The sequence below is a fragment of the Streptomyces sp. AgN23 genome (assembly GCF_001598115.1).
GTDB classification, from domain to species: Bacteria; Actinomycetota; Actinomycetes; order Streptomycetales; family Streptomycetaceae; genus Streptomyces; species Streptomyces antimycoticus.
This window is the reverse complement of record NZ_CP007153.1, coordinates 1394686-1407154: the sequence shown is the minus strand read 5'-3', so window position 1 is coordinate 1407154 and position 12469 is coordinate 1394686. Positions and strand designations below refer to the sequence as shown.

Sequence of the window (12469 nt, the reverse complement as noted above, 5' to 3'; positions counted from 1 at the left end):
TGCCGGGGCCGGACGGCTCAGGGCAGCTCGTTGATGCGGATCATGTTGCCCGCGGGATCGCGGAAGGCGCAGTCGCGAATGCCGTACGGCTGCTCGGTCGGCTCCTGGACGACCTCGGCGCCGCTGGCCCGCACCCGTGCGAAGACGCCGTCGAGGTCGGCGGTGGCCAGGGTGACGCGGGCGTAGCTGCCCTTGGCCATCATTTCGACGACCGTGCGGCGCTCGTCGTCGGTGATGCCGGGGCCGAGGGCCGGGGGCTCCAGGACGATGGAGGTTCCGGGCTGTCCGGCGGGGCCGACCGTGATCCAGCGCATCCCGTCGTATCCGACGTCCTTGCGGACCTCGAAGCCGAGGGTGTCGCGGTAGAAGGCCAGCGAGGCGTCCGGGTCGTCATGCGGGAGGAAGGTCCAGTGAATGGTGAGGTCCATGGCGATGACGCTAGCCGCGCCCGCGGGAGCGGGGCTTCTCCATTCCTGACCGGTCCGGTCGGCCGCTTTTCCCGGCCGGTCGCTCCTCCTCCCCGGCCCCCGGTGCTGTGGGAAACTGAGCCGGTGAAACGGCAGGATCTCGATGACCTGGTCCGGCTGCGGCGGGCCCGCGACCGGATGGACCGCGACTACGCCGAGCCGCTCGACGTCCCGGCGCTGGCGCGTGGCGCCCTGATGTCGCCGGGCCACTTCTCCCGCAGCTTCCGCGCCGCCTTCGGCGAGACGCCGTACAGCTATCTGATGACCCGCCGCATCGAGCGGGCCAAGGCGCTGCTGCGGCGCGGCGACCTTACGGTGACCGAGGTCTGCATGGCGGTCGGTGGTACGTCGCTCGGGTCGTTCAGCTCGCGCTTCACCGAGCTGGTCGGCGAGAGCCCGAGCAGCTACCGGGCCCGGAGTCATGACGATGGCGCCGCCATCCCGGCCTGCATGGCCAAGATCCACACGCGACCGGTCAGGAACGGAGAAGCGAGCCCCGCCGACCGGCCGTAGCGTGAGCGTATGGACATCACACTCTCCAGTTGCTTCATCGCCGTCGACGACCACGACAAGGCGCTCGCCTTCTACCGCGATGCCCTCGGCCTCGAGGTCCGCAACGACGTCGGGTTCGAGGGAATGCGCTGGGTGACCGTCGGGGCACCCTCGCAGCCGGACGTGAACATCGTCCTCGAACCGCCCCTCGCCGACCCCAACGCCTCGCCCGCCGACAGACAGGTCATGGCGGAGCTGATGGCCAAGGGCCTGTTGCGCGGTGTCATCTTCGCGACGGACGACTGCGACGCCACCTTCGAGCGCGTCAGCGCCGCGGGCGGCGAGGTGCTGCAAGAGCCCATGGACCAGCCTTACGGCGTCCGCGACTGCGCGTTCCGCGACCCCTCCGGCAACATGCTGCGCTTCACCCAGCCCCTGAAGAAGTGAGCCCTTCGGGGCCCGCGCAGGGGTCCGGTGCCGCCTAGGCTTGCCGTCGGGAGGTGGTGGCCATGGCGGCGGCCATACGGCAGGGCGGAGCGGACGCCGACCCGGGGCTCTACGGCCCCCGGTCGGTCACCTGGCAGATGCACGGCGACCCGGTGATGTGGATAGCGGGGGTGCGCGCCCTGTACCTCCAGGCCCTGCATCCGCTCGCGGTGCGCGGCGTCACCCAGAACTCCGACTTCCGCAAGGAGGCCTGGGGAAGGCTGCTGCGCACCGCGCGGTTCGTCGCCACCATCACCTACGGCACCACCGAGGCCGCCGAGCGGGCCGGCGCCAAGGTCCGGGGCATTCACCGCAGGCTCTCCCTGACCGATCCCGTCACCGGTGTCCGGCACGGCGTCGACGAGCCCGAGCTGCTGCTGTGGGTGCACTGTGCCGAGATCGACTCGTACCTCCATGTGATGCGCCGCTCCGGCTATCCGCTCACCGACGCCCAGGCGGACGCCTATGTCGCCGAGAACGTGGTGTCCGCCCGGCTGGTCGGCCTCGGCCCCGCCGACGTACCGGCCGATACGGCGGCGCTCGCCGCGTACTTCGCGAGGGTGCGCCCCCAGCTCGCCAACACCCCCGAGGCCCGCGAAGTGGACGCCTTTCTGCGGCGGCCCCCGGTCCATGCCCTGCTCATCCCGGCGCGTGAGGCGATCTGGGGGCGCTTCGCCGCGCTCGCCTACGGGTCCCTGCCCCCGTACGCCCACGAACTGTACGGGCGCCCCGCGCCCCCGCCCGCCGTGGTCACCCGCCGATTGCGGGCGATGGGCAGGGCGCTGCGCTGCATCCCGCCCACGGCCCGCTGGCAGCTCCCGCCGAAACACATCATGCGGGCGGTCGAGCGGCTCGGACCGGGCAGCCGCCCCTCGCCCTACAAACTGCGCAGAAACGCGGCCATACTGGACAGCGGGGATGCGACGGGGGCGCGGCCGCGCGCGGCCGGTCTCCACGGGGGCGGCGGAAGCTGACTTCCGCCAAGGCAGGGGGAGCATGGCGGACATCAGGCTGATCCAGGACCGGTACCGGCTGCTGGACCGGATCGGGCGCGGGGGAATGGGCGAGGTGTGGCGGGCGCGCGACGAGTCGCTCGGCCGCCACGTCGCCGTCAAATGCCTCAAACCGCTGGGGTCGCGCCACGACCCCTCGTTCACCGGTGTGGTGCGCGAGCGCTTCCGCCGGGAGGCGCGGGTGGCCGCCGCGCTGCAGCACCGCGGGGTCACGGTGGTGCATGACTTCGGCGAGTACGAGGGCGCGCTGTACCTGGTCATGGAGTTGCTGGAGGGCCGTAACCTCAGCCAGCTGCTGAAGGACAACGAGCGCCGCCCGCTGCCGGTCCCCGAGGTGCTGGACATCGCGGAGCAGGTCGCCGCGGCCCTCGCCTACACCCATGACCAGGGCGTGGTGCACCGCGATCTGAAGCCGGCCAACATCATGCGGCTCACCGACGGCACCGTGAAGCTCTGCGACTTCGGCATCGCCCGCCTCGGCCATGACGTCGGCTTCACCTCCCGGCTCACCGGCACCGGCGTCGCCATGGGCACCCCGCACTACATGTCGCCCGAGCAGATCGCGGGCGGCCCGGTCGACCACCGCAGCGATCTGTACTCCCTGGGCTGTGTGCTCTACGAACTGGCCACGGGGGCGCCGCCGTTCGCCCTCGACGACGCGTGGGCGGTCCTCGTCGGCCACCGCCACACCCAGCCCGCCCCGCCGCGCGGCCACCGGCCCGAACTCCCCGAGCGGTTCGAGCGCGCCGTCCTCGATCTGCTGGCCAAGACCCCGGAGGGGCGTCCACGCGACGCCACCGAGCTCGCCCAGCGGATCGCGCCGGCCCACCCGTCCCGGTGGCCGACGGCGGCGCCGCTCCCCGAGCCGCGCGGCGCGCTCCCGGCCGCCGGAGCCCCGGCCCCCCGACTTCCGGCCTGGGCCCAGGACATGACCACCGGGTCCAAGGCGCAATCCGGCGGCGTGGGACTGCTGTCGGCGACCCCGCCCGACGCGGCGGCCGCACTCACCGGCGCCTGGACCGGACGCCGCGGCAGTGCGCTGCCCGCACCGGCGCCCGGGGTTCGGGCCCGGCTCGCCGACCGGCACCGCGCCGCGCTGGACCTGGGGCGGCTGGGGCGCTGGGAGGAGGCCGTGGCGACCCACCGCGCGGTGGCCGCCGAGCGCGAGCGCGCGCTGGGCGCCGACCACCCCGACACCCTCGCCAGCCGCTATGAGGCCGCCTTCGCCCTCGGGATCCTGGGCCGCCCCGGCGACGCCCTGCGCGAGTACGAGCGGGTCGCGGCGGGCCGCCGGCGCGTCCTGGGCCCCGACCACGCGGACACCCTCGCCGCCCGCCAGGAGACCGCGTTCACCCTGGGCCGCCTCGGCCGCTTCACCGAGGCCCAGCACCTCTATGCGGCCGTGCTCGCCGCCCGCGAGCGCACCATGGGCGCCGACCACCCCGACACCCTGCGCTGCCGTCACAACCTCGCCTTCAACCTGGGCTGTCTGGGGCGCCTGGAGGAGGCGTACCGCATGGCGGAGGGGGTGGCCGCCGACCGCGCCCGGGTGCTGGGCCCCGGCCACCCCGACACGCTGGTCACCCGCTACGAGGTGGCGTATGCCCTCGGCCGCCTCGACCGCTGGCGGGAGGCCCTGGACATCTTCCGCGAGGTGGCCGCCGACCGCGCCCGTATCCTCGGCCCCGACCATCCCGACACCCTCGCCGCCCGCTACGAGATCGGCGTCGGACTGGGGCGGCTGGACCGGGGCACGGAGGCCCTCGCGGTCTACCGCGCCCTCGTCGAGGACCGCATCCGCGCCCACGGCCCGGCCGATCCGGAGACCCTGCGCGCCCGGCACGGCCTCGGTGTCAGCCTCGGCCGGCTGGGCCGCTGGGAGGAGGCGCTCGCCGAGGCGCGGGAGGTCTGTGACCTCCGCGAGCGCGCCCTGGGCCCCGACCATCCGGACACCCTGGTCAGCCGACGCGAGGTGGCCGTCGCCCTGGGCTGGCTCGGCCGCTGGTCCGACGCGCTGGACGGCTACCGCCGGGTGACCCGCGCCCGCGCCCGCGTCCTGGGCCCCGACCATCCCGACACCCTTGTCAGCCGCGGCGACGAGGCCCACTGCCTGGAGCGGTTGGGCCGGCGCGCCGAGACGGCCTAGGCAGCCGGGGTGGTGGGGCTGGGCGAGGTGGTCTGGGCGGTCGAGGTGGCGCAGGCGGCGGGGCGGCAGGGCCGGGCGAGACGGCGCGGCCGTCGGGGCGGCGCGGCGGGGTGACCTGCGGCGCCCTGGCCCCGGCGATCAGCGCGTGCTAACCAGAGGGCATGTCTCACAGCGATGCGTATGACGTCGTCATCGTCGGCGGCGGTCACAACGGTCTGGTCGCCGCCGCGTATCTCGCCCGCGCCGGGCGGAGCGTGCTGGTGCTCGAGCGCCTCGGCCACACCGGTGGCGCCGCCGTGTCCACACGGCCCTATCCCGGCGTGGACGCACGGCTCTCGCGCTACTCCTACCTGGTCAGCCTGTTGCCACGGCGGATCGTCGACGACCTCGGACTGCGCTTCGCGGTGCGCAAGCGCGTGGTGTCCTCGTATACGCCCGAGGTCCGGGGCGGGCGCCACACCGGGCTGCTGGTGGACGCCGGCTCCTCCGCCCGGACGCGCGCCGCGTTCGCGCGGCTGACCGGCTCGGAGCGGGAGTACGAGTCCTGGCAGCGCTTCTACGGCATGACCCAGCGCGTCGCCGAGCGCGTCTTCCCCACGCTGACCGAGCCGCTGCCCACCCGGGAGGAGTTGCGGGCGCGGATCGGGGACGACGCGGCGTGGCAGGCGCTGTTCGAGCGGCCGCTGGGGGAGGCGGTCGAGGCGGCGTTCGACGACGACCTCGTCCGGGGCGTGGTCCTCACCGACGCGCTCATCGGCACCTTCGCCCGGGCCCACGACCCGTCGCTGGCCCAGAACCGCTGCTTCCTCTACCACGTGGTCGGCGGCGGCACCGGTGACTGGGACGTCCCCGTCGGCGGCATGGGCGCGCTCACCGATGCCCTGGCCGACGCCGCCCGCGCGGCGGGCGTGCGGATCGCGACCGGGTGCGAGGTCACCGCGATCGCCACCGACGGCACCTCGGCCGAGGTGCGGTACGAGGGCGAGGCGGGGGAGTCCACCACGGCCGCCCGGCATGTGCTCGTCGGGGCCGCGCCGCGCGAGCTGGCCCGGCTGCTGGGCGAGGAGCCGCCCGCCCCGCCCGCCGAAGGGGCGCAGCTCAAGGTGAACATGCTGCTGCGCAGGCTGCCCGCGCTGCGCGACCGCGAGGTGGACCCGCGCGAGGCGTTCTCCGGGACGTTCCACATCGCCGAGGGGTACGGCGCCCTGGAGGACGCGTACCGCCAGGCGGCCGCGGGGGAGCTGCCGCACCGGCCGCCGTCGGAGATCTACTGCCACTCGCTGACCGATCCGTCGATCCTCGGTCCGGAGCTGGCACGCGAGGGCTATCAGACGCTGACCCTGTTCGGACTGCACACCCCCGCCCGGCTGTTCACCGAGGACAATGAGGCGGCGCGCGCCGCCCTGCTGTGCGCCACCCTCGCGGAGCTGGACACGCATCTCGCCGAGCCGATCACCGACTGTCTCGCCCACGACGCCGACGGCCGGCCGTGCATCGAGGCCAAGACCCCGCTGGACCTGGACGCCGAGCTGCGGCTGCCCGGCGGCAATATCTTCCATCGGGATCTGGCCTTCCCGTACGCCCAGGAGGGCACCGGCCGCTGGGGCGTGGAGACGCGTCACGCCAATGTGCTGCTGTGCGGCGCGGGGGCGGTGCGCGGCGGCGGGGTGAGCGGAATCCCCGGGCACAACGCGGCCATGGCGGTGCTGGGGAAGTGACGCCCGAGAGTCCTCGGAGAGTCCTTCCGGCGGGCCTGGGCGCGTTTTTCTTTTCTTGAATCTGACGTAGCGTCAGAAAAACTCTTCCTTCGTCCGCCCCCCTGCGGCATCCTGCCGACCATGCAGACGGAGCTGAGCGCAAGGCTGGGTGTCGAGCACGCCGTCTTCGGCTTCACGCCGTTCCCCGCCGTGGCCGCGGCGATCAGCCGGGCCGGCGGCTTCGGTGTGCTCGGCGCGGTCCGCTACGGCGCGGGCGATGAGCTGGCCCGCGACCTCGACTGGATGGAGGAGCACGCCGACGGCAAGCCCTATGGCGTGGACGTCGTGATGCCCGCGAAGAAGGTGGAGGGGGTCACCGAGGCCGATATCGAGGCGATGATCCCCGAAGGCCACCGTGCCTTCGTCCGGGACACCCTCGCCAAGCACGGCGTCCCCGAGCTGGCCGAGGGCGAGGCGTCCGGCTGGCGGATCACCGGCTGGCTCGAGGAGGTGGCCCGCAGTCAGCTCGACGTCGCCTTCGACTACCCCGTGAAACTCCTGGCCAACGCCCTGGGCTCGCCCCCGGCCGACGTCGTCGCCCGCGCCCATGACCATGGCATCCTCGTGGCCGCCCTCGCGGGCAGCGCCCGCCACGCCCTCCACCACAAGGAGGCGGGGCTCGATGTCATCGTCGCCCAGGGGTACGAGGCGGGCGGCCACACCGGCGAGATCGCCTCCATGGTGCTCACCCCCGAGGTGGTGCGGGCCGTGGACCCGCTGCCCGTGCTCGCAGCGGGCGGTATCGGCAGCGGTGAGCAGATCGCCGCCGGGCTGGCGCTGGGCGCCCAGGGCGTCTGGATCGGCTCCCTCTGGCTCACCACCGAGGAGGCCGAACTGCATTCGCCGGCCCTCATCCGCAAGCTGCTGGCGGCCGGCTCCGGGGACACCGTGCGCTCCCGCGCCCTCACCGGCAAGCCCGCCCGCCAGCTACGCACCGAGTGGACCGACGCCTGGGAGGACTCGGACGGCCCGGGCCCGCTGCCCATGCCGCTCCAGGGGCTGCTCGTCGCCGAGGCCGTCTCCCGTATCCAGAAGTACGAGGTGGAACCGCTGCTCGGCACGCCGGTCGGCCAGATCGTCGGCCGGATGGACGAGGTCCGCCCGGTCCAGGCCGTCTTCGACGATCTGACCCGGGGCTTCGAGCGCGCCATCGACCGCGTCCTCCGCATCGCCAAGCGCGCCTGACGGCCCGCCACAACCTGCCCCACCTCGCCTGACCTCCGCCCCTCTTCGCCTGACCTCCGCCCCTCTTCGCCTGACCCCCGCCCCACTTCGCCTGCCCCCCCGCCCCACACCGCCTGACACCGCCGTCAGAAGGAGGACCGGACCGCCATGTCCCCTACACCCAACGGCTTCTGGGCCCAGGCCGCGCTCGAGCCCGACCGCACCATGCTCATCGCCCCGAACGGTGAGGAGTGGACCGCCGGGCGGCTGCACAGCGCGTGCAACCGGCTCGTCGCAGGGCTGCGCGCCGCCGGGCTGCGACGCGGCGACGCCCTGGCGGTCGTCCTGCCGAACGGGGTGGAGTTCTTCGTCGCCGCCCTCGCCGCCACCCAGGCCGGGCTCTATCTGGTGCCGGTCAACCACCATCTGGTCGGCCCCGAGATCGCCTGGATCGTCTCCGACTCCGGCGCCAAGGTGCTGATCGCCCATGAGCGCTATGGCGAGCGGGCGGCGGCGGCCGCCGACGAGGCGGGGCTGCCCGCGACCCACCGCTACGCGGTCGGCGCCATCGACGGCTTCCGCCCGTACGCCGAGCTCATCGAGGGGCAGCCGGAGGAGCCGCCCGCCGACCGCGAGCTGGGCTGGGTCATGAACTACACCTCCGGCACCACGGGCCGTCCGCGTGGCATCCGCCGTGCGCTGACCGGAAAGCTTCCCGAGGAGAGCCACCTCGGCGGCTTTCTGCGCTTCTTCGGCATCACCCCGCGCTCCGAGGAGCCCGACCACGTCCATCTGGTGTGCTCACCGCTCTACCACACCGCCGTACTGCAGTTCGCGAGCTCGTCGCTGCACATCGGCCATCCCCTGGTGCTCATGGACAAGTGGACGCCCCAGGAGATGCTGCGCCTCATCGACACCTACCGCTGTACGCACACCCATATGGTGCCGACCCAGTTCCACCGGCTGCTCGCCCTCCCCGACGAGGTCAAGCGGTCCTACGACGTCTCCTCGATGCGCCACGCCATCCACGGCGCCGCGCCCTGCCCCGACCATGTGAAACGCGCGATGATCGAGTGGTGGGGCGGCTGCATCGAGGAGTACTACGCGGCCAGCGAGGGCGGCGGCGCGTTCGCCACTGCCGAGGACTGGCTGAAGAAGCCGGGGACCGTCGGCCGTCCCTGGCCCATCAGCGAGCTCGCCATCTTCGACGACGAGGGCACCCGGCTCCCGGCCGGTGAACTCGGCACCGTCTACATGAAGATGAGCACCGGGGGCTTCGCCTACCACAAGGACAAGAGCAAGACCGAGAAGAACCGCATCGGCGACTTCTTCACCGTCGGCGACCTCGGCCTCCTGGACGAGGACGGCTATCTCTACCTCCGCGACCGCAAGATCGACCTGATCATCTCGGGCGGGGTCAACATCTACCCCGCCGAGATCGAGGCCGCGCTGCTCATCCACCCGGCCGTCGCCGACGCCGCCGCCTTCGGGATCCCCCACGAGGACTGGGGCGAGCAGGTCATCGCGGTCGTGGAACCCGCTGAGGGGCATGCGCCGGGGCCCGATCTGGCCACCGAGATCCTCGCCCACTGCGCCACCCGGCTGGCGGGCTACAAATGCCCCAAGTCGGTGGAGTTCATCGCCGAGATGCCGCGTGACCCCAACGGCAAGCTCTACAAGCGGCGGCTGCGCGCGCCGTACTGGGAGGGCGCGGGGTCGCAGTGAGGGTGTGGGGGCGGCCTGCTGAGTGCCAGTAGTGGCCAGTAGCGCCAAGTAGTGCCGGCGCCGCCTGATCCGGCCAATGCGCCATGGGAACGGTTCCGCTGTCCCGCGGGACCGGCCCCGTGGCGTGCCGAGGGTGCGGCGTCCTATCGTTCCAGAACCCGTCCGGCGCCCCTCCGGGGCCGTCGGGGTGACGCCTCGGGCCGCCCGTCCTGCGAGAGAGGAACCCCCGCCCATGCGACCGCATCTGTCCCCGCGTCATGCGCTGATCGCCGCGCTGACCACCGCCGTGCTGGCCACGGGGGCCACCGCCGCCTTCGCCGCTCCGGCGGGTCCGGCCCGTGTCCATGGCACCCTGCGGCCGCTGGTCGATCTCTCCGCGCAACGGGTGCTGGTGGCCGATGAGGTCGCCGCCGCGAAGTGGGGCACGGACAGCCCGATCGACGACCCGGCGCGGGAGCGGGAGGTGCTGGACGCGGTGGCGCGGCAGGCCGAGGAGCTGGGCGCCGACCCCGTGGCGACGTCGAGGATCTTCCGCGACCAGATCGAGGCCAGCAAGGTCGTCCAGCGCGGCCTCTACCGCCGCTGGGACGCCGATCCCTCGCAGGCGCCCACCGAACGTCCCGACCTCGGTCGGATCCGGCTGGAGATCAACCGGATCAACGGCGAACTCGTGCGCGCCATCGCGGACTCGGCGGCCGTGCGGGAGGCCCCCTCCTGCGTGGGACGGCTCACGGCCGGGGCCGCGGCGGTGATCCATGGGCGGCGGCTGGACGCGCTGCACAGTGTGGCGCTGGGGCGGTCGCTGCCGTCGGTGTGCGAGCGGGCGGCGCCGTAAGGTGCCCGTCAGGCCGAGGGGCGGTCGTTGAGGACGCGCTGGAAGAGCAGATGGTCCCGCCAGGCGCCGGCGATGTGCAGATAGTCCGGCGCCATGCCGATCCGGGTGAACTCACAGCGCAGCAGGACGCGCTGGGACGGGACGTTCTCCACCAGTGTGCTGGCCTCGATCCGGTGCAGTCCGAGCTGCTCGTCGGCCACCCGGCAGGCGGACCGCACGGCCAGGGTGGTCAGCCCGCGGCCGAGGTGCCCGGCGTCGAGCCAGTAGGCGAGATGGGCGTTGCGCCAGGGCCCGAGGACGATATGCGACAGCGTGACCGTGCCCAGGATCCGCTCGGCACCGGCCAGCACCCAGGGGACCATCCGGCCGGACTCCCACTGCTCCAGCTGGTCCCGCAGCCGGGCGACCTGGCCGTCGGCGGTGAAGAAGCTCTCCTCCCGCCGCGGGCTGGTGGGGCGCAGATGCGCACGGTTGCGCGTGTACGCGTCAGCGAGCGCCTCGGCGTCATCCGGGACGGGGATCCGCATCGTGATCCCGTCGGCGAGGGGCACAGGAGGAAGGTTCACCCGGTCAGCCTAGTCGGCGCCGGCGGTCCCGCCGCGGTGTGCGGTGTCCCGGTCCGCGTCCTGTGCGACCGCGCGCGCCCATCGGTAGTCCGCCTTGCCGCTGGGGGAGCGCTGGATGCGGTCGGTGAAGACGACCGTACGCGGGATCTTGTAGCCCGCGAGCCGCTCCCGGCAGTGGTCGCGGATAGCGTCGGCGGTGAGCGCGGACGTCTGTGTCCGGGGCTGGACGACGGCCGCGACGCGATGGCCCCAGCGACTGTCCGGGACGCCCGCCACCAGCGCGTCGTACACGTCCGGATGGGCCTTCAGGGCCTGTTCGACCTCTTCGGGATAGACCTTCTCGCCCCCGGTGTTGATGCACTGCGAACCGCGCCCGAGGACGGTGATCACGCCCTGCTCGTCGACGGTGGCCATGTCGCCGAGCAGCACCCAGCGCTCGCCGTCCGCCTCGAAGAACGTCTCGGCGGTCTTCTTCGCGTCGTTGTAGTAGCCGAGCGGCACATGGCCGCGCTGGGCGATCCGGCCGGGCTCACCGGGTGCCACCGGGGCGAGGGTCGCCGGGTCCACCACCGTCGTACGGGCGTTGACGTGCAGCCGGAAGCCCTTCTCGGGGCCGGAGTCGTCGGTGGCCGTGCCGTTGAACCCGGACTCCGAGGAGCCGAAGTTGTTCAGCAGCAGGGTGTGCGGGGCGAGCTCGGCGAACTGGGCGCGTACGGTCTCCGACAGGATCGCGCCCGAGCTGCTGACGCTGAGCAGCGAGGAGAGGTCGGTGCCCTTGAGGGGGCCGGTCAGGGCGTCCACCAGGGGCCGCAGCATCGCGTCGCCGACCAGCGAGACGGTGGTGACCTTCTCCTTCTGGACCGTCCTCAGGACATCCTGAGGCACGAACTTTCGGTGCAGCACCACCTTCTGGCCGAAGTTGAACGCGATGAAGGCCGTAAGGGTGGAGGTGCCGTGCATCAGCGGCGGAGTGGGGAAGAAGACCAGCCCCTCGCCGCCCGCGGCCACCCGCTCGGCCAGCTCCTCCGGGCGCCCGACGGGCCGGCCGGTCGGAGCGCCGCCGCCCAGCCCGGAGAAGAAGAGGTCCTCCTGCCGCCACATCACGCCCTTGGGCATACCGGTGGTGCCGCCGGTGTAGATGATGAAGCGGTCGTCGGCGGACCGCGCCGGGAAGCCGCGCTCGGGTGACCCGGACGCCTCGGCGTCGGTGAACGCCACGGACGTACGGGGGCCGTCCCCGGTGCCGACCCGCACCAGATGGCGCAGGCTGTCGGTGTGCGGCAGCGCGGCGGCCACCCGCTCGCCGAACTCGGCGTCGTAGACCAGCGCGGCCAGGTCCGCGTCGCGGTAGAGGTAGACCAACTCGTCTTCCACGTAGCGGTAGTTGACGTTCACCGGCACCGCCCGGATCTTCACGCAGGCCAGAGCGGTCTGGAGGTACTCCACGCCATTGCACAGATGCAGCCCGACATGCTCGCCCGCAGCGATTCCGCTGTCCCGCAGATGGTGGGCGAGCCGGTTGGCGGCGGCGTCGAGCTGGGCGTAGGTGAGCCGCCGCTCGGCTCCGGTGCCGGGGTGGTCCAGGTACACCAGCGCCTCTCTGCCTGGCACCGTGTCGACGATCGACTCGAACAGGTCGGCAAGGTTGTACTCCATGACTCCTCCTGACCCCTCGATCCGGCGGCTCGGCGCTCATTAGAGCCGGGCCGGGATGAGGTGGGAAGGCCCCCGGTCGAAGAAATCTGACTGAGCATCAGATTTCTCTTGAAGTCGGCCTTCCCCTGCTGCAACCTGTTCTAGGTCTCGAGACGGGAGGAC

General features: G+C 72.9%; 11 protein-coding genes. 8 read left to right on the top strand and 3 right to left on the bottom strand.

What is annotated here, in order from left to right:
• Positions 1–17: 17 nt before the first annotated feature.
• Positions 18–428: a VOC family protein gene (locus AS97_RS06110; protein WP_086709565.1), complete on the bottom strand. Its 411-nt coding sequence runs from the start codon at positions 426–428 to the stop codon at positions 18–20.
• Between the two features lie 123 nt (positions 429–551).
• Here AS97_RS06110 and AS97_RS06105 point away from each other — a divergent pair, with 123 nt between their 5' ends.
• The 8 genes from AS97_RS06105 to AS97_RS06070 all read left to right on the top strand — a co-directional run bounded on the left by AS97_RS06105 (position 552) and on the right by AS97_RS06070 (position 10085).
• The gene (locus AS97_RS06105; RefSeq protein ID WP_210564469.1) at positions 552–980 is read left to right on the top strand and encodes a helix-turn-helix transcriptional regulator; all 429 of its coding nucleotides are present in this window, start codon (positions 552–554) and stop codon (positions 978–980) included.
• A 9-nt stretch (positions 981–989) separates the two neighbouring features.
• Positions 990–1406 carry a VOC family protein gene (locus AS97_RS06100; RefSeq protein WP_059145481.1) on the top strand — a complete coding sequence of 139 codons (417 nt, stop codon included), beginning with the start codon at positions 990–992 and terminating at the stop codon, positions 1404–1406.
• A 62-nt stretch (positions 1407–1468) separates the two neighbouring features.
• Positions 1469–2419: an oxygenase MpaB family protein gene (locus AS97_RS06095; protein WP_210564468.1), complete on the top strand. Its 951-nt coding sequence runs from the start codon at positions 1469–1471 to the stop codon at positions 2417–2419.
• A gap of 22 nt (positions 2420–2441) precedes the next feature.
• On the top strand, positions 2442–4604 hold the full coding sequence (locus AS97_RS06090; protein WP_210564467.1) for a serine/threonine-protein kinase: 2163 nt from the start codon (positions 2442–2444) through the stop codon (positions 4602–4604).
• Between the two features lie 161 nt (positions 4605–4765).
• Positions 4766–6322 carry an NAD(P)/FAD-dependent oxidoreductase gene (locus AS97_RS06085; RefSeq protein WP_210564466.1) on the top strand — a complete coding sequence of 519 codons (1557 nt, stop codon included), beginning with the start codon at positions 4766–4768 and terminating at the stop codon, positions 6320–6322.
• A 120-nt stretch (positions 6323–6442) separates the two neighbouring features.
• Positions 6443–7546 (top strand): nitronate monooxygenase family protein, encoded by a 1104-nt coding sequence (locus AS97_RS06080; protein WP_059145478.1) that lies wholly within the window; start codon positions 6443–6445, stop codon positions 7544–7546.
• 147 nt (positions 7547–7693) lie between these two features.
• The gene (locus tag AS97_RS06075; protein ID WP_210564465.1) at positions 7694–9250 is read left to right on the top strand and encodes an acyl-CoA synthetase; all 1557 of its coding nucleotides are present in this window, start codon (positions 7694–7696) and stop codon (positions 9248–9250) included.
• A 232-nt stretch (positions 9251–9482) separates the two neighbouring features.
• Positions 9483–10085 (top strand): chorismate mutase, encoded by a 603-nt coding sequence (locus AS97_RS06070; RefSeq protein WP_086708643.1) that lies wholly within the window; start codon positions 9483–9485, stop codon positions 10083–10085.
• Positions 10086–10093: 8 nt separating this feature from the next.
• Here the strand turns inward: AS97_RS06070 and AS97_RS06065 are convergent, their stop codons facing one another.
• Both AS97_RS06065 and AS97_RS06060 read right to left on the bottom strand, forming a co-directional pair.
• Positions 10094–10612: a GNAT family protein gene (locus AS97_RS06065; RefSeq protein WP_059145544.1), complete on the bottom strand. Its 519-nt coding sequence runs from the start codon at positions 10610–10612 to the stop codon at positions 10094–10096.
• Between the two features lie 48 nt (positions 10613–10660).
• Positions 10661–12307, bottom strand: coding sequence for an acyl-CoA synthetase (locus AS97_RS06060; RefSeq protein WP_086708644.1), 1647 nt, complete (start codon positions 12305–12307; stop codon positions 10661–10663).
• Between the last annotated feature and the right edge of the window lie 162 nt (positions 12308–12469).

Bases quoted from the DNA above. Each gene is read 5' to 3' on its own strand.
- AS97_RS06110 (WP_086709565.1), bottom strand. From the start codon at position 428: ATGGACCTCACCATTCACTGGACCTTCCTCCCGCATGACGACCCGGAC.
- AS97_RS06100 (WP_059145481.1), top strand. From the start codon at position 990: ATGGACATCACACTCTCCAGTTGCTTCATCGCCGTCGACGACCACGAC.
- AS97_RS06095 (WP_210564468.1), top strand. From the start codon at position 1,469: ATGGCGGCGGCCATACGGCAGGGCGGAGCGGACGCCGACCCGGGGCTC.
- AS97_RS06090 (WP_210564467.1), top strand. From the start codon at position 2,442: ATGGCGGACATCAGGCTGATCCAGGACCGGTACCGGCTGCTGGACCGG.
- AS97_RS06085 (WP_210564466.1), top strand. From the start codon at position 4,766: ATGTCTCACAGCGATGCGTATGACGTCGTCATCGTCGGCGGCGGTCAC.
- AS97_RS06080 (WP_059145478.1), top strand. From the start codon at position 6,443: ATGCAGACGGAGCTGAGCGCAAGGCTGGGTGTCGAGCACGCCGTCTTC.
- AS97_RS06075 (WP_210564465.1), top strand. From the start codon at position 7,694: ATGTCCCCTACACCCAACGGCTTCTGGGCCCAGGCCGCGCTCGAGCCC.
- AS97_RS06070 (WP_086708643.1), top strand. From the start codon at position 9,483: ATGCGACCGCATCTGTCCCCGCGTCATGCGCTGATCGCCGCGCTGACC.
- AS97_RS06065 (WP_059145544.1), bottom strand. From the start codon at position 10,612: ATGCGGATCCCCGTCCCGGATGACGCCGAGGCGCTCGCTGACGCGTAC.
- AS97_RS06060 (WP_086708644.1), bottom strand. From the start codon at position 12,307: ATGGAGTACAACCTTGCCGACCTGTTCGAGTCGATCGTCGACACGGTG.